Source organism: Blastococcus colisei (genome assembly GCF_006717095.1).
GTDB classification, from domain to species: domain Bacteria; phylum Actinomycetota; class Actinomycetes; order Mycobacteriales; family Geodermatophilaceae; genus Blastococcus_B; species Blastococcus_B colisei.
Genome location: NZ_VFQE01000001.1, coordinates 453031 through 468590, shown reverse-complemented (window position 1 = coordinate 468590; position 15560 = coordinate 453031). Strand labels below are relative to the sequence as shown.

Here is a 15560-nt window from a genome sequence, read left to right as displayed (position 1 = left end):
CCGGCACCACCCATGCTCGCGCGGGGCCGCGACCTGCTAGCCGAAACGGCGGCCGGTGAGCTGCTCGTAGGCGGTGACGTAGCGGTCGCGGGTGGCCTCGACGACGGCGGACGGCAGCTCCGGGGGCGGGGAGGCCCGGTCCCAGCCGGACGACGTCAGCCAGTCGCGCACGTACTGCTTGTCGTACGACGGCTGCACGGCGCCGGGCTCCCAGGTGGCTGCCGGCCAGAAGCGGGACGAGTCCGGGGTGAGCACCTCGTCGCCGAGCACCAGCCCGCCCTCGGGCGAGATCCCGAACTCGAACTTCGTGTCGGCCAGGATGATCCCGGCCCCCAGCGCGATCTCCGCCGCCCGCGAGTACAGCGCCAGCGTCAGCTCCCGCAGTTCCGCGGCACGGCCGGCTCCGACGGCGCCCTGCACAGCGCTGAAGTCGATCGCCTCGTCGTGCTCCCCGACCTCCGCCTTGGTGGACGGCGTGAACACCGGCACCGGCAGCTCCGAGCCCTCGACCAGCCCCGCAGGCAGGGCGACGTCCCGGATGGAGCCGGTGCGCGAGTACTCGACCGTGCCCGAGCCGGACAGGTAGCCGCGGGCCACGCACTCCACCGGCAGCATGTCCAGCCGCCGCACCAGCATGGCGCGGCCGGCGACCTCCGCAGGCACGTCGACCGCCGACACCAGGTGGTGCGACGCCCCGAACTGCTCCAGCACCGGCGTCAGCTGCTCGAACCACCACACCGAGAGCTGGGTGAGCACCCTGCCCTTGTCGGGGATGGGCGTGGGCAGCACGTGGTCGTAGGCCGAGATCCGGTCCGAGGCCACGAGCAGCAGCCGGTCGTCGCCGGCGTCGTAGATCTCGCGCACCTTCCCCCGGGCCACCAGGGGCAGGTCCACGGTCATGAGAGCGCGGCCAGCCGGTCGAACAGCGGGCCGAGGTTGGCCACGTACTGCTCCGGCCGGCAGATCTCGTCGAGCCGGGTCTCGTCGAGCGCCACCGAGGACGCGGCCGCCCGCGCCCGCAGCGTCTCGCGGAACGGGACACCCGAGTTCCACGTCTCCATCGCCGCCGTCTGCACGAGCGCGTAGGCGTCCTCGCGGGACAGCCCGCCCTCGACCAGTTCCAGCAGCACCGACGACGTGTAGATCAGCCCACCGGTGGACTCGAGGTTCGCGCGCATCCGGTCGGCGTCGACCACGAGGTTCTCCACCAGCCCGGCGGTCATGTTCAGCAGGTAGTCGGTGGTGATCGCGGCGTCGGGCAGGAACACCCGCTCGGTCGAGGAGTGCGAGATGTCGCGCTCGTGCCAGAGCGGGATGCCCTCCATCACCGGCACGATCGCCGCGCGCACCACCCGCGCCAGCCCGGCGATGCGCTCGGAGCGGATCGGGTTCTTCTTGTGCGGCATCGCGCTCGAGCCCTTCTGGCCCGACCCGAACGCCTCCGACAGCTCCCGCACCTCGGTGCGCTGGCCGTGCCGGACCTCCAGCGCGATCGCCTCGCAGACCGTCGCGATGATCGCCAGCGCCGAGACCCACTCGCTGATGCCGTCGCGCAGCACGACCTGGGTGGAGGCGTCGGCCGGCTCCAGCTCCAGCGCCGACGCCACCGCCCCCTCGACGGACGGGTCGATCAGCGAGTACGTGCCGACGGCGCCGGAGATGGCCACGACGCCGACGGCGTCGCGCGCTGCCCGCAGCCGGTCCCGCGACCGCGCGGCCGCGAAGGCGAGGTCGGCCACCCGGTGGCCCCAGACGACGGGCTCGGCGTGCACGCCGTGCGTCCGCCCGACCTTGATCGTCGACCGGTGCGCCAGGCCGTGGTCGCGCAGGGCCGCCACCAACCGGTCGGCCTTGGCCAGCAGCACGTCGGTGGCGTCGGTCAGCTGGACGGCGAGCGCGGTGTCGAGCAGGTCCGAGGAGGTCATGCCGTGGTGCACGTAGGCGGCCGCCGAGCGGGGCTCGGTGTTGTCCGCCCAGGCGGTGAGGAAGGCGATGACGTCGTGCTGCGTCGTCTCCTCGATCTCCGCGACCCGCTCGGGCGTCGGAGGCGGGGCGTTGCGGACCGGATCGACGACGTCGGCCGGGACCCGTCCGGCCGCGGCGTGCGCCTCCAGGACGAGGGTCTCGACGCGGCACCACAGCTCGTACTTGTGCTGGTCGCTCCAGACGCGGCCCATCTCCGGGAGCGTGTAGCGCTCGATCATGCGGGTACCGCCTGGCTCTGCTCAGCTCGTCGCACCACGGGACCATCCTCCCGCAGGGCTGGCGGGGTCCCCTCTGTGGGGCTTCGATGTTCTTCCAGGACCCTGACGCCCGAGCGGAGGTGCACGATGCGCGGCCGCGCCCGTGACCTGACCGCCCGCGCCCGCGAGCGGATCCGTGCCGCGCGGGAACACGATCCCCACGCCTGGCACCCCCACCCCGACCAGGCGGAGCCCGAGGCGGTCGACGTCGACCACGATCCGAGCGAGGACGGCGACGCCCGGGGGTCCACGCGACCTCCGCTGGGCAGCCCCGAGGCCGGCGCTCCCGACCTCGACGGCGTGACCGGCCCCGGTGGAGTCAGTGGCCCGCCCGATCGCACGACACCCGAGGGCGGCCGGCCACGGCGCCCGGTCGCGCGGACGGCCCCCCCGCGCCGGGCGGCGGCCGAGGACGACGTCCCCTTCGGTCTGCGGACGGCGGCGGCCTGGTCCTGGCGGCTGATCGTCGTGATCGCCGGGTTCTACGTCCTGCTCTACGCCGCCAGCCACATCGCGGTCGTCGTCGTCCCGGTGATCGTGGCCCTGCTGCTGGCGGCGCTCCTGCAGCCGGGGGCGGCCGGGCTGGTGAAGCGCGGCTGGCCCCGATCGCTGGCGGCGTCGGCCATGCTCGTGGTCGGGCTCGCAGTCGTCTCCGGGATCATCACCCTGGTCGTCCAGCAGATCAGCGCCGGCTTCAGCGACCTCGCCGAGCAGGTCAGCGAGGGCATCGGGCAGGTGCAGTCGTTCGTCGTCCGCACCTTCCCGATCACCAGCGGTCAGCTGGAGGAGGCCGTCGCCCAGGCGCAGGAAGCGCTGGTCGCCAACCAGGAGACGATCGCCTCCGGCGCCCTCACGACCGCCACCACGGTGGGCCACGTCTTCACCGGCCTCGTCCTGGCGCTGTTCACGCTGTTCTTCTTCCTCAAGGACGGCCGGTCGATCTGGCTCTGGCTGGTCGGCCTCTTCCCCGCCGGCTCCCGCGCCTATCTGGACGAGGCGGCCCGCCGGTCGTGGCGCACCCTGATCTCCTACGTCCGGGCGACGGTCGCGGTGGCCCTGGTCGACGCCGTCGGCATCGGCATCGGGTTGGCCATCCTCGGCGTCCCGCTGGTGATCCCGCTGGCCGCTCTGGTCTTCCTGGGCGCGTTCATCCCGATCATCGGATCGTTCCTCGCCGGCACCGTCGCGGTGCTCGTCGCCCTGGTCTCCCAGGGACCGATCTCCGCACTCATCGCCCTGGCCATCGTCATCGCGGTCATGCAGCTCGAGGGACACGTCCTCCAGCCGCTGCTGCTCGGTCGGGCCGTACACGTGCACCCACTGGCGGTCGTGCTGGCGATCGCGGCGGGCCTGCTCGTCGGCGGCATCTTCGGCGCGCTGATCGCCGTCCCGACGGTGGCCTGCGTGAACGTCGCCGGCACCTACCTCAGCCGTCGGCACGAGGGCCCCCGGCCGCCCGAGCCCCGCCCGGAGCGGGCCCGGCCGGCGGTCACGGCTGGCTGAGATCACTGGTCGGCTTCCGCGCCGCCCTCCGCTCCTCGGTCGGCGCCGCCAGTCGCCTTCGCGGTCGCTCCGCTCCTCGCTCGCCGGCGCTCGCTGCGATGCTCACTCCCTGTCGGCTCCGGGCGTCTCCCTGCGATGCTCACGCGGCTGTCACCCGACGGTGATCCGCCCCTCGACGGCGGCCAGCGCGATGTCGGTGCGCCAGTGCCCGCCGGCCAGCCGGACGCCGGCCAGGCGCTCGTAGGCGGTCTGCCGGGCGGCCGCGAGATCGGGGCCCAGCCCGACGACGGACACGACCCGCCCCCCGGCCGACACGATCGAACCGTCCGCGGCCAGCGCCGTCCCGGCGTGCAGCACGCCCTCGCCGTCGGCGCCGGTCACGGGGTCGCCCGTCCGCGGCGCCTCCGGATAGCCGGGCGCGGCCACGACGACGGTCACTGCCGCACCGTCCCGCCAGCGCAGCGGCGGGTGGCCGGCGAGGGTGCCCGTCGCGGCGGCGTGCAGAAGCCCGCCGAGCGGAGTCTCCAGCAGGGGGAGCACGACCTGGGTCTCCGGGTCGCCGAACCGGGCGTTGAACTCCACCACCCGAATCCCCCGAGAGGTCAGCGCGAGACCGGCGTAGAGCAGTCCGCTGAAGGTCTCGCCGCGGCGGGCCATCTCGTCGACGGTCGGCTGGAGCACCGTGCCGAGCACCTCCTCGACCAGTCCAGGGGGCGCCCACGGCAGCGGCGCGTAGGCCCCCATCCCGCCGGTGTTCGGGCCACCGTCGCCGTCGTCGCGGCGCTTGTGGTCCTGGGCAGGGATCAGCGGCAGCACCGTCGTCCCGTCGGTGATCGCGAACAGCGACACCTCGGGCCCGTCCAGGTACTCCTCGACCAGCACGGCCCCACCGGCGTCGAGCACCCGGTGACCATGGGCGACGGCGGCGGCGCGGTCGTCGGTGACCAGGACGCCCTTGCCGGCGGCCAGGCCGTCGTCCTTGACGACGTACGGCGCCCCCACCTCGTCCAGCACGGTCTCCAGTTCCGCGGTCCCGCCCACGGGCCAGGCCCGTGCCGTGGGTACGCCGGCCGCCTCCATGACGTGCTTGGCGAAGGACTTGCTGCCCTCCAGCTGGGCGGCCTGCGCGGAGGGGCCGAAGCAGGCGATGCCGGCGTCCCGGACGGCGTCGGCGGCGCCGGCGACCAGCGGGACCTCGGGCCCGACCGCGACGAGGTCGGCCGACCACGCCGTGGCGACCGAGGCGATCGCGTCCGGGTCGGCCACGTCCACGGCCAGGGGTTCGGCGAGCGCTCGGGTGCCGGCGTTGCCGGGCGCACAGGCGAGCGCGCCCACCGCGGGGTCGGACGACAGAGCCACGCACAGGGCGTGCTCCCGGGCACCGGAGCCGATCACGAGCACGCGCACGGGGCCGAAACTACCGAGCCCCCGTCAGCGCAGGCGGTTGGGCCGCTCCCTCAGGCCCCGGTGGAAGCTGCGCAGACGGGCCCGCTCCTCGGCGCGGGCGCGGGCGTCGATGCGCAGCAGCTGCCGGTGGGTCTCGGCCTGGAGCTTGCGCCAGGCGGTGAAACGGGCGGGGTCCAGGCGGCCGTCGTCGATCGCGGCCGCCACTGCGCACCCCGGTTCGCCGCGGTGGCCGCAGTCGCGGAACCGGCACCCGGCGGCCAGCTCGGCGACGTCGGCGTAGGCGGCCTCCACCCCGTCGGCGTCGTCGTGGAGCGCCAGCTCCCGCATCCCCGGGGTGTCGACGAGAAGGCCCCCGCCGGGCAGCAGGTGCAGCTCGCGGGCGGTCGTGGTGTGCCGCCCCCGGCCGTCGTCGCGGATCTCGCGCGTCCCGGCAACCGTCCGCCCGGCCAGTGCGTTGACGAGACTGGACTTCCCGACGCCGGACGGACCCACCATCGCCGCCGTCCGGCCCGGCCCGAGCAGCGCGCGGACCTCGGCCAGCCCCTCCCCGGTCACCGAGCTGACGGGCAGCACGTCCACGCCGAGGGCGTCCTCGCGGACGGCCTCGACCGCGGCGGCGACGTCGGCGCAGAGGTCGGCCTTGGTGAGGACGACGACCGGCGTGGCCCCGCTGCTCCAGGCGACGGCGAGATAGCGCTCGATGCGCCGCATCCGGGCCTCCCCGGTGAGCGCGTCGACCACGAGGACCAGGTCGAGGTTGGCCGCGACGACCTGCGCGGCCGACCTCCGTCCGGCGACGGTCCGGACGAAGGCACTCTTCCGGGGGAGGAGCTCGACGGCGAGCTCACCGCGCACCGTCACCCAGTCGCCCACCGCGGGACCGGTGCCGTCGGTGGCGTGGAGCGCAGCCCCCGGGACGACGCGCCGCTCGCCGTCGGCGGTCAGCACGGTCAGCCGACCTCGGTCGATACGCGCCACCCGTCCGAGCACGGTGCCGGATTGCACTGCGTCACACCTGCCCCAGCCCAGCGATGAGAGATCCGTCACGGTGCGAATGGTGCAGCGCTGGTCAGCGTTGTGTCTGTCGAATTGTGTGAGACGCGTTCGCTTCAGTTCACCCCGTAGTCATCCGATTAAGGTTCTGTGACGGACATGCGCGCGACCGAGTCGCTGGCAGTGCGACCAGCGACCCGCCTTCCCCGTCCTGTCGTCATCGGGCACCGCGGTGCCCCCGCCTACCGCCCCGAGCACACGGTGGCCAGCTACGAGCTGGCGATCGACCTCGGTGCAGAGCTGATCGAGCCCGACGTCGTGGTCAGCCGTGACGGCGCCCTCGTCGTCCGCCACGAGAGCGAGCTCTCGTGGTCCACCGACGTCGGCAGCCGCGCCGAGTTCGCCGACCGCCGCACCACCAAGGAGGTGGACGGCGCCCCGTGCACCGGCTGGTTCGCCGAGGACTTCACCCTCGCCGAGCTGCGCACGCTGCGCGCGGTGGAGCGCATGCCCGAGTTCCGCCCGCTGAACACCGCCTACGACGGCCGGTTCGGCATCCTGACCCTCGCCGAGGTGATCGACCTGGCGCGGACCCGGTCGACCGCCGAGCGCCAGATCCGGGTACTGGCCGAGCTCAAGCACCCGGGCTGGTCGGCCGAGGAGGGCCTGCCCATGGCCGAGCTGGTCGCCGAGGAGCTCCGCCGGCTGGACGCGACCGACGCGCGGGGTTCGGTGCTGCTGCAGTCCTTCGACGCCGCCGTCCTGCGCGAGCTGCGCGCGCGGCTGGGTGAGCAGGGCCCGGAGATGGTCCAGCTGGTGAACGACTTCGCCGAAGGTGACCGCATGGTCACCCCCGCCGGGCTGCGGGAGATCAGCACCTACGCCCAGGGCGTGGGGCCGAGCGTGGAGCGGGTGCTGCGGAGTGCCACGGGCGGCGGCTCCCCGCTGGTGACCGAGGCCCACCGCGCGGCGCTGACGGTCTTCACCTGGACGCTGCGGGCGGAGAACGCGTTCCTGCCGGAGCACCTCCGGATCGGCGATGTCCCCGAGGCCTTGGGCGACGCGATGGGCGTGGCCCGTCAGCTGCTCGCGCTGGGCGTCGACGGCCTGATCACCGACTTCCCCGAGTACGCCGCCGTGGCCATCGCCGAACTGGCGCTCGCCGCCGCGGCCTGACGAGGGGGCCCGAAGGGTCCCCGAGGAAGGCCGCAGAGCCGCGAGGACCAAGCCGGGCCGGAAGAGAGCCGCGGAACAATAGGCGAGCCGCCCCGCGAGGCGGCCGCGACGAAGGGCGGCCGGAGGCCTCCCTGAGGAACGGCCGGCAACGGCTCATCGCAGCAGGGGACGGCTCCTGGCCGCGGTGGTTGATGCGGAGCATCAACCAATCAGGTCCCGTATGACGACGTTCTCGTCGCGGCCCGGGCCGACGCCGATGACGCTGATCCGGGCCCCGGAGAGCTCCTCCAGCCGCTGCACGTAAGCCTGGGCGTTCTTCGGTAGTTCGTCGAACGTCCGGCAGTGGCGGATGTCCTCGACCCAGCCCGGCATCTCCTCGTACACCGGCTTCGCGTGGTGGAAGTCGGTCTGCGTCATGGGCATCTCGTCGTGCCGGACGCCGTCGATCTCGTAGGCGACGCAGATCGGCACCGTGTCCAGACCCGACAGCACGTCGAGCTTGGTGAGGAAGTAGTCGGTGATGCCGTTGACCCGGCTGGCGTACCGGGCGACGACGGCGTCGAACCACCCGCAGCGGCGGTCGCGGCCGGTCGTCACGCCGACCTCCCCGCCCTGCTTGCGCAGGTATTCGCCGCTGGCGTCGAAGAGCTCGGTCGGGAAGGGGCCCGAGCCGACGCGGGTCGTGTACGCCTTGAGGATGCCGACGACCCGCTCGATCCGGGTCGGGCCGACACCTGCGCCGACGGCGGCGCCGCCCGCGGTCGGGTTGGACGACGTCACGAACGGATAGGTGCCGTGGTCGACGTCGAGGAGCGTGCCCTGCGAGCCCTCGAGCAGCACCCACTCGCCCGCGTCGAGTGCCTGGCCGAGCAGCAGCCGGGTGTCGACGATGCGGTGCTTGAGCGCCTCGGCGTACTGCGTGTACTCGGCGACCACCTCGTCGACGTCGATGGCCTTGCGGTTGTAGACCTTGACCAGGATCTGGTTCTTCTCCTGGAGCGTGCCCTCGAGCTTCTGCCGGAGGATCGAGAGGTCCAGGAGGTCCTGCACGCGGATGCCGACGCGGGCCACCTTGTCGCCGTAGGCGGGGCCGATGCCGCGGCCGGTGGTGCCGATCTTGCGCTTGCCGAGGAAGCGCTCGGTGACCTTGTCGAGGGCCCGGTGGTGGGGCATGATCAAGTGCGCGTCCGAGGAGATGACCAGCCGCGAGGTGTCCACCCCGCGCTCCTCCAGTCCGGCGAGTTCGCCGATCAGCACCTCGGGATCGATGACCACGCCGTTGCCGATGACCGGCGTGCAGCCGGGCGTGAGGATGCCCGACGGGATGAGGTGCAGGGCGTACTTCTCGCCGTCCGGGGTGATCACCGTGTGACCGGCGTTGTTGCCGCCCTGGTAGCGGACGACGTAGGGGACGCGGCCACCGAGGAGGTCGGTGGCCTTGCCCTTGCCCTCGTCGCCCCACTGGGCACCGATCAGCACGACAGCCGGCATCGGGTCCTGGTTCTCCTTGTGCGTCGGGGGTGGAGCGGCACCCGGCGGTTCCCGCCGGGGCCAGATGGCAGGGTATCCGCATGGCCGCCGTGCAGCTGGACCTCCGCCGTCTGGAGCCCGGCCAGGCCCCCCGACGGGAGGACGTCGCCGCCGCCGCGGACGCGGACTCGTTGCGCGTGCGGGGCCCGGTCGCGGGCCTCTCGGCGGTCCTCACCGTCCTGCTCAAGGCAGAGCGCACCGCACGCGTGCCGGTGGCCTGGGAGCCGGCGTCGGACAAGGCGTCGCTCGCCCTGGCCCGCGACATCGGCGTCGGCACCGGGCAGCCCCGCGACCTCTGCCTGGTCCGGGACGACCACGGGGGTGTCCTCCTGCACCACGGCCGCGTGGAGGCCGCCGGTGACGGACGCCGCTCCCTGAGCCGTCGGCTGGGGTTGCAGGCGCACCACGACGACATCAAGGTGGCCGACGGCGAGATCACCCGCATCGACGTCCGCCCGGACTGGCGCGCGGTGGACACGATCGGTGTCACGGTCATGCTCCAGCCCCTGCGGCCCACCCGTCAGACCAGCGGCCGGGCCCTCCAGATCGCCTCCGACCCGGCCCGCATCGTCCGCGACGGGGTGCCCTTTCCGCGTCCGGTGCACCGCTGGACCTGGTACGCCGACGACCGGGTCCGCTGGCGGCTCCAGCCCTGAACCAGGGCGGGGCCGCGGCGGGCTCCGGCAGGGGCCGGGCGCCTCGTGGACACTGGAGCGAACCCCACCGCCCGAGGAGGTTCCGCTGCCGTCGTCCTGTCCCTCGACCGGGTTCCGGCTCGGCCGCGAGGCATGCCGGTGATGTCGGACCGGCAGCGCACGTCGGGAGCGCGGGCCGGGTCCTCGCGCGGCGGGCGGTTGCTGGGGCGGGCGCTGGCCCGGCCGAGCCTGCCCGCCCTGGTCGGCCTCGCGGTCGTCTCGGTGGTGTTCGGCCTGCAGGCGCCGGCTCTGGTCACGACCGGCGGCCTGGCCAGCGTGCTGAACACGGCGGCGCTGCTGGGCATCGGTGGCGTCGCGGTCGGCCTCCTGCTCATCGCCGGGCAGTTCGACCTGTCGGTGGGTGTCCTCGCCGTCGCCAGCCCGCTGCTCACCGCGCTGCTGGTCCAGCAGGCCGGCTGGGGCCTCTGGCCCGCGTTGTCGGCCTCGCTGGCCGCGGCCCTGGCCGTCGGCCTGGTCAACGGCGTCCTGGTGGTGAACACGGGCCTGCCGAGCTTCCTGGTGACCCTGGCGACCTTCCTCATCCTGCAGGGGGTGTCGCAGGCCGGAACGCTGGCCGTGGCCGGGTCGGGGCGGCTCGCGGAGGTGGAGGAGGCCCCCGGCTGGGACGCCGCCGTCGCCGTCTTCGGCTCGACCGTGCAGGTCGGCGACGGCCGCTTCCGCGTGGCCCTGCTGTGGTGGGTCGGGGTCACCGCTCTGGCGACGTGGGCGCTGTGGCGTACCCGGTTCGGCAACGCCGTCTTCGCCAGCGGAGGGGCCCGGACGGCGGCCCGCCAGCTCGGCGTCCCGGTCCGGCGGACGACGCTCGCCCTGTTCTGCCTGACCGCGTCGGCGGGCTGGCTGATCGGCACCCTGGGATTGGTCCGCATCGGCGGGGTCGCGGTCGGCTCGCCGGTGCTGAGCACGGCGATCGACTTCATCGTCGTGGCGGTCCTCGGCGGCTGCCTGCTCACCGGGGGCTATGGGTCGGCCATCGGCGCCTCGGTGGGCGCGATCCTCTACGCCGTCTCGCGGGAGGGCATCGTGCTGGCCGGGTGGGATCCGCTGTGGTTCCGCGCGCTCCTCGGCGTCCTGCTGCTGGTCGCGCTCCTGGCCACGGGCGTCGTGCGCCGCCGGCTGAAGGCGGTGCCCCGGTCGTGACCGGGCTTGCGAGGTCACGGGGAAACAGAGCGCCCACGGGCACGGATGTGACGAGCAAGGAGCGCCCGTGACCGAGCCCGTCCATCGCACCGCGCCGGCCCTCCCGGAGCTGGAGCTGCGGCGTCTCAGCGTGCACTTCGGCAGCGTGGCCGCGCTGTCGCGAGTCAGCGTGACGCTGCCGGCGGGGGAGATCACCTGCGTCCTCGGGGAGAACGGCTCCGGCAAGTCCACCCTGGTCTCGGTGCTGTCGGGGCTGACTCCGCACGACGAGGGGCAGCTCCTGCTCAGCGGCGAGCCGGTCCGCTTCCGCTCACCGCGCCAGGCCCGCGCGGCCGGGATCGCGACGGTCTGGCAGGACCTCGCCGTCGCCCCGCTGCTGTCGATCTGGCGGAACTTCTTCCTGGGCGCGGAGCCCACCCGCGGGGTGTGGCCGCTGCGCCGGCTGGACGTCGAGCGGGCGCGGGAGACGACGGTGCGGGCCATGGCCCGCGTCGGCGTGACGCAGCTGGACCCCGACCAGCCGGCCAGCACCCTTCAGGCCGGTGCGCGGCAGAGCCTGGCCATCGCGCGGGCCATGCACTTCGGCGCCCGGGCGCTGATCGTCGACGAGCCGGCGGCGCCGCTCACGGTGAACCAGCAGACGCTCCTGCTGCAGGCGATCGTCGCCGCCCGCACGCAGGGCCTCGCGGTGCTGCTGGTGACGAACAACCCCCGCTACGCCCACCTGGTGGGTGACCGGTTCCTGCTGCTGGCCCACGGCTCGGTCGCCGGCACGCTGACCCGCGACGACGTCGACGCCTCCGACCTCATGCGCCTGATGGCCGGCGGGGAGGAGTTCAGCGCCCTGACCGACGCCCTGACCGCTCTCCACTCCGAACTCGGCGACCGCTGAGCCTGCAGAAATGGCCATTTCTGCGGCGCACCCGGCCGGAGGGGGTGCACCCGTCGGGCAGAAATGGCCATTTCTGCGCGATCAGGTCAAGACGCTCACCCCGCCGGGCCCGACCAGCAGGCCCACGACGATCAGCACGATGCCCCACAGCAACTGCTTCCGGACGATCGCGACGATGCCGGCGACCACGAGTACGACGGCGAGGATCCACAGGAGGGTGGCCATGCGCTGTCTCCGTTCGTGCGGGCGCCGGGGGGCGCCGTGCACTCACAGTGATGACCATCACACTCGCCGGGCAAACCTCTGCCACGAACGCACAGCTCAGCCGCCCGCCCCGGCCGGACCGGGAATTACCGATAGTGAGGGATCAGGCCAACAACGTCGGGTCGCAGTCGCGCAGCAGCTGGGTGCAGCGCTCCTGCTCGTCGTGCTCGCCGATGGCCTCGGCCGCCTTGGCGAGCACCGTCACGCAGCGCAGGAACCCGCGGTTGGGCTCGTGCGACCACGGCACCGGACCGAAACCCTTCCAGCCGTTGCGGCGCAGCGCGTCCAACCCGCGGTGGTAGCCGGTACGGGCGTAGGCGTAGGCCTGGATCGTGTCGGCCAGCTGTCGCTCGGGCCGGTTCAGCGCCTCCTCGGCCAGCGTGGCCCACAGTGCGCTCACCGTGGGGTGGTGGGCGACGGCTTCGGCCGCGGTGGCGCCTTCCGCCAGCTCGGCGTCGGCCTCGGGCGTGGCCGGCAGGAGTGTCGCCGGGGGCTCACCCAGCAGGTTCCCGTGGGAGTGCGACATCGTCAGCCGCCCTGCGACTGACCGGCCGACAGCAGGTCCTCGCACGCCTCGCCGACGCGGGCGGCCATGCCGGTCTCGGCGGCCTTGAGGTAGCTGCGCGGGTCGTAGGCCTTCTTGTTGCCCACCTCGCCGTCGATCTTCAGGACGCCGTCGTAGTTGGTGAACATGTGGCCGGCGATCGGCCGGGTGAAGGCGTACTGGGTGTCGGTGTCGACGTTCATCTTCACGACGCCGTACGACAGCGCCTCCCGGATCTCCTCGAGGGCCGAGCCCGAGCCGCCGTGGAACACCAGGTTGAACGGCTTGGCGCCGTCACCGAGACCGAACTCCTTGGCCACGGCCGCCTGACCGCGCTCGAGCACGTCGGGGCGGAGCCTGACGTTGCCCGGCTTGTAGACGCCGTGCACGTTGCCGAACGTCGCGGCGAGCAGGTAGACGCCCCGCTCCCCCAGGCCCAGCTGCTGGGCGGTGCGCAGGAAGTCGCCGTCGGCGGTGTAGAGCTTCTCGTTGATCTCGGCGACGACGCCGTCCTCCTCGCCGCCGACGATGCCGATCTCCAGCTCGAGCACGATCTTGGCCGCCGCGGACTTCTCCATCAGCTCCTCGGCGATGTCGAGGTTCTCGGTGAGCTCGATCGCCGAGCCGTCCCACATGTGCGACTGGAACAGCGGCTCCTGGCCGGCGTCCACCCGGTCCTTCGACAGCGCGATGAGCGGGCGGACGTAGGAGTCGAGCTTGTCCTTGGGGCAGTGGTCGGTGTGCAGCGCGACGTTGACCGGGTACTTCTCGGCGACGACGTGCGCGAACTCGGCCAGCGCCACCGCGCCGGTGACCATGTCCTTCACCCGGGTGCCCGAGCCGAACTCCGCACCTCCGGTGGAGAACTGGATGATGCCGTCACTGCCCGCGTCGGCGAACCCGCGCAGGGCCGCGTTGACCGTCTCCGAGGACGTGCAGTTGATCGCCGGGTAGGCGAACCCGCCTTCCTTGGCCCGGCGGATCATGTCGGCGTAGACCTCAGGGGTCGCGATGGGCATGCGGGGCACTCCTCGGCTGCGTTGCTGGTGCACGGCACTGGACGTCGGTGATCAGTATCGCGCCGGTGTGGTCACTACGGGGCGTCGGGGCGGACGCTGAGCCCCAGGGTCGTCACGAGAACCACCGCCTGGGTGACGTCGACCTGCGCTCCGGCCAGCTCGACGGTGCGCGGATCGACGGCGCTCAGGTCGCTGCCGCGCAGGTCGGCACCGCTGAGATCGGCGTCGTGCAGCCAGGCGGCCGAGAGGTCGAGATGGCGCAACGTGGCCCCGGATGCGCGCAGCCCGGTCAGGTCGGCCTCGCGCAGGCGGGTGCCGGTGAACGTCGCGCGGGCGAGGTCGGCGCCGGGCAGGCCGACGAACGACCAGTCACCCCGTTCGACCGTCATCAGGTCGAACGTGCACCGGTCGAACATCGAGCCCACGAGCTTGCAGTCGGTGAACGTGGCCTGGAAGAACGAGCAGCCGGTGAAGGTGCAGTTCAGGAACGCGGCGTCGGTGTGCTGCGAGAGGTTGAAGCGGCAGTCGCGGAACGTGCACTCGGTGAACACCGCGCCGGCGTCGGTGGCCTCGGTGAGATCGACGCCGACGAACGCGACCCGGGTGTGCTCCTGACCGGAGAGGTCCTCGCCGTACCAGTCGGCCTGCCGCACCTCGCTGTCGGTCGGCGGCGGCTCGACACCGTACGTGCGGTCGGCCACCCTTACCCGCCCACCGTCCCCCGCCGCACTGCCCTGACCCGCCCACCGTCCCCCGCCGCGGCCTTCACCCCTGCTCGATGCGGCTGGCCACCCGCGCGGCCACCACCACCGGGTCGTAAGTCGGCGAGAAGGGCGGGGCGTAGGAGAGGTCGGACCCGGCCAGCGTCTCGGCGGTCATCCCGGCCCAGACGGCGGTAGCGAAGACGTCGATCCGCTTGCCGCTGCCCGGCCCGCCGACGATCTGGGCGCCCAGCAGCAGGCCCGAACCGCGCTCGGTGATTATCTTGACGGTGATCGGTGCCGACCCCGGGTAGTAGCCGGCCCGGGTCGACGACTCGATCAGCTCCGTCCGGTAGTCGTACCCGCCCTCCTCGGCCTGCGTGGTACACAGCCCGGTGCGCGCGACCTCGAGGTCGCCCACCTTCGTCATCGCCGTCCCCAGGACGCCCGCGAAGCGGGCCGGTCTGCCCCCGATCACCGAGCCGGCCACCCGCCCCTGCTTGTTGGCGTGCGTGCCGAGGGCGACATGGATGGCCTCGCCGGTGATCCGGTGGAACGTCTGGGCGCAGTCTCCCGCGGCGAAGACCTCGGGATGCGAGCGGCTGCGCTGGGTGTGCGCGACATCGATCGCGCCCGTCGTCCCCAGGGCCAGTCCCGCCTCCTGCGCCAGCGTCGTCTCCGGGCCCATGCCCAGGCCGAGGACGACGAGATCGGCGTCGTAGGCCGCCTCGTCGGTGCGCACCGCGCGCACCGCGCCGTCGACGCCCAGCTCGATCTCGCGGACCGGCTGGTTCGGTCGGACGTCGATGCCCATCCCGCACATCGCCGCGCAGACCCGCTCCCCCATGTCGTCGTCCAGCTGCGCCATGGGCAGAGGGTCGGCCAGGACGACGGTCACCTCGAGGCCGCGGGTCTGCAGCACCTCGGCCATCTCCAGGCCGATGTAGCCACCGCCGAGGACGACGGCCCGCTTCGCTCCCGCGGCGATGGCGGCCCGGATGTCGGCACCGTCGGCGAGGCGGTGCACGCCGTGCACGCCGTCGGCGTCCAGGCCCGGCACGGGCGGCCGGAAGGGCTTGCCGCCGGTGGCGACGACCAGATGGTCGTAGCCCAGCCGTTCCCCACCGGCCGCGACGACCTCCCCCGCCGACAGATCGATGCCCTCGGCCCGGGTGTCGGTGCGCACCGCGACGTCCTGCGCGGCGAAGTCGGCCGGGGTGCGGGCCATGAGCCGGTCGCGGTCGGAGACCAGCCCGCCGATCCAGTAGGGGATGCCGCAGGCGGAGTAGGAGATCTCCGGGCCCTGCTCCAGGACGACGACGTCGAGCTCGGAGGCACCGCGCAGGCGCCGCGCCTGGGCGGCCGCCGACAACCCTGCGGCGTCCCCGCCGATGACCACAAGCCGTTCCACGCCGACAGGGTGTCACCCCGGACC

General features: G+C 73.3%; 15 protein-coding genes. 5 read left to right on the top strand and 10 right to left on the bottom strand.

Going from position 1 to position 15560, the window contains the following annotated elements:
- Positions 1-36: 36 nt before the first annotated feature.
- The gene (locus tag FHU33_RS02180) at positions 37-900 is read right to left on the bottom strand and encodes a phosphoribosylaminoimidazolesuccinocarboxamide synthase (protein WP_142023873.1); all 864 of its coding nucleotides are present in this window, start codon (positions 898-900) and stop codon (positions 37-39) included.
- Positions 897-2204, bottom strand: coding sequence for an adenylosuccinate lyase (gene purB, locus FHU33_RS02175; protein WP_142023872.1), 1308 nt, complete (start codon positions 2202-2204; stop codon positions 897-899). The genes FHU33_RS02180 and purB overlap by 4 nt, the downstream gene beginning before the upstream one ends.
- Positions 2205-2330: 126 nt before the next feature.
- Between purB and FHU33_RS02170 the strand changes: the two genes are divergently transcribed.
- Positions 2331-3746, top strand: coding sequence for an AI-2E family transporter (locus FHU33_RS02170; protein ID WP_142023871.1), 1416 nt, complete (start codon positions 2331-2333; stop codon positions 3744-3746).
- Positions 3747-3896: 150 nt separating this feature from the next.
- Here the strand turns inward: FHU33_RS02170 and purD are convergent, their stop codons facing one another.
- Both purD and rsgA read right to left on the bottom strand, forming a co-directional pair.
- Positions 3897-5153: a phosphoribosylamine--glycine ligase gene (gene purD / locus FHU33_RS02165; RefSeq protein ID WP_142023870.1), complete on the bottom strand. Its 1257-nt coding sequence runs from the start codon at positions 5151-5153 to the stop codon at positions 3897-3899.
- A 24-nt stretch (positions 5154-5177) separates the two neighbouring features.
- Positions 5178-6158 (bottom strand): ribosome small subunit-dependent GTPase A, encoded by a 981-nt coding sequence (gene rsgA, locus FHU33_RS02160; protein ID WP_246063218.1) that lies wholly within the window; start codon positions 6156-6158, stop codon positions 5178-5180.
- Between the two features lie 147 nt (positions 6159-6305).
- On the opposite strand from rsgA, the gene FHU33_RS02155 reads away from it, so the two are divergent.
- Positions 6306-7322 (top strand): glycerophosphodiester phosphodiesterase family protein, encoded by a 1017-nt coding sequence (locus FHU33_RS02155; RefSeq protein ID WP_142023868.1) that lies wholly within the window; start codon positions 6306-6308, stop codon positions 7320-7322.
- 201 nt (positions 7323-7523) lie between these two features.
- On the opposite strand, the gene FHU33_RS02150 is transcribed toward FHU33_RS02155, so the two are convergent.
- A complete protein-coding gene (locus FHU33_RS02150) occupies positions 7524-8813 on the bottom strand; it encodes an adenylosuccinate synthase (RefSeq protein WP_142023867.1) in 1290 nt (429 codons plus the stop codon).
- Between the two features lie 80 nt (positions 8814-8893).
- On the opposite strand from FHU33_RS02150, the gene FHU33_RS02145 reads away from it, so the two are divergent.
- The 3 genes from FHU33_RS02145 to FHU33_RS02135 all read left to right on the top strand — a co-directional run bounded on the left by FHU33_RS02145 (position 8894) and on the right by FHU33_RS02135 (position 11597).
- Complete coding sequence (locus tag FHU33_RS02145; RefSeq protein ID WP_142023866.1) at positions 8894-9508, top strand: hypothetical protein; 615 nt, start codon at positions 8894-8896, stop codon at positions 9506-9508.
- Between the two features lie 132 nt (positions 9509-9640).
- Positions 9641-10705: an ABC transporter permease gene (locus tag FHU33_RS02140; protein WP_142023865.1), complete on the top strand. Its 1065-nt coding sequence runs from the start codon at positions 9641-9643 to the stop codon at positions 10703-10705.
- A 67-nt stretch (positions 10706-10772) separates the two neighbouring features.
- Positions 10773-11597 carry an ATP-binding cassette domain-containing protein gene (locus tag FHU33_RS02135; RefSeq protein WP_142023864.1) on the top strand — a complete coding sequence of 275 codons (825 nt, stop codon included), beginning with the start codon at positions 10773-10775 and terminating at the stop codon, positions 11595-11597.
- Positions 11598-11678: 81 nt separating this feature from the next.
- Here FHU33_RS02135 and FHU33_RS24755 read toward each other — a convergent pair whose 3' ends face one another.
- The 5 genes from FHU33_RS24755 to FHU33_RS02115 form a co-directional block, all read right to left on the bottom strand.
- On the bottom strand, positions 11679-11822 hold the full coding sequence (locus FHU33_RS24755) for a GPGG-motif small membrane protein (RefSeq protein ID WP_170182293.1): 144 nt from the start codon (positions 11820-11822) through the stop codon (positions 11679-11681).
- A 142-nt stretch (positions 11823-11964) separates the two neighbouring features.
- Positions 11965-12387, bottom strand: a complete 423-nt coding sequence (locus FHU33_RS02130) for a DUF3151 domain-containing protein (protein WP_142023863.1) — start codon at positions 12385-12387, stop codon at positions 11965-11967.
- A 2-nt stretch (positions 12388-12389) separates the two neighbouring features.
- Positions 12390-13424 carry a class II fructose-bisphosphate aldolase gene (gene fbaA / locus FHU33_RS02125; protein WP_142023862.1) on the bottom strand — a complete coding sequence of 345 codons (1035 nt, stop codon included), beginning with the start codon at positions 13422-13424 and terminating at the stop codon, positions 12390-12392.
- 74 nt (positions 13425-13498) lie between these two features.
- The gene (locus FHU33_RS02120; RefSeq protein ID WP_142023861.1) at positions 13499-14125 is read right to left on the bottom strand and encodes a pentapeptide repeat-containing protein; all 627 of its coding nucleotides are present in this window, start codon (positions 14123-14125) and stop codon (positions 13499-13501) included.
- Positions 14126-14189: 64 nt separating this feature from the next.
- Entirely contained in the window at positions 14190-15536 is a 1347-nt protein-coding gene (locus FHU33_RS02115; protein ID WP_142023860.1) for an FAD-dependent oxidoreductase, read from the bottom strand.
- Positions 15537-15560: the final 24 nt, after the last annotated feature.

What these genes read in the sequence shown, in the direction of transcription:
- FHU33_RS02180 (WP_142023873.1), bottom strand. Translation starts at nt 900, where the DNA reads ATGACCGTGGACCTGCCCCTGGTGGCCCGGGGGAAGGTGCGCGAGATC.
- purB (WP_142023872.1), bottom strand. Translation starts at nt 2,204, where the DNA reads ATGATCGAGCGCTACACGCTCCCGGAGATGGGCCGCGTCTGGAGCGAC.
- FHU33_RS02170 (WP_142023871.1), top strand. Translation starts at nt 2,331, where the DNA reads ATGCGCGGCCGCGCCCGTGACCTGACCGCCCGCGCCCGCGAGCGGATC.
- FHU33_RS02155 (WP_142023868.1), top strand. Translation starts at nt 6,306, where the DNA reads ATGCGCGCGACCGAGTCGCTGGCAGTGCGACCAGCGACCCGCCTTCCC.
- FHU33_RS02150 (WP_142023867.1), bottom strand. Translation starts at nt 8,813, where the DNA reads ATGCCGGCTGTCGTGCTGATCGGTGCCCAGTGGGGCGACGAGGGCAAG.
- FHU33_RS02145 (WP_142023866.1), top strand. Translation starts at nt 8,894, where the DNA reads ATGGCCGCCGTGCAGCTGGACCTCCGCCGTCTGGAGCCCGGCCAGGCC.
- FHU33_RS02140 (WP_142023865.1), top strand. Translation starts at nt 9,641, where the DNA reads ATGCCGGTGATGTCGGACCGGCAGCGCACGTCGGGAGCGCGGGCCGGG.
- FHU33_RS24755 (WP_170182293.1), bottom strand. Translation starts at nt 11,822, where the DNA reads ATGGCCACCCTCCTGTGGATCCTCGCCGTCGTACTCGTGGTCGCCGGC.
- FHU33_RS02130 (WP_142023863.1), bottom strand. Translation starts at nt 12,387, where the DNA reads ATGTCGCACTCCCACGGGAACCTGCTGGGTGAGCCCCCGGCGACACTC.
- fbaA (WP_142023862.1), bottom strand. Translation starts at nt 13,424, where the DNA reads ATGCCCATCGCGACCCCTGAGGTCTACGCCGACATGATCCGCCGGGCC.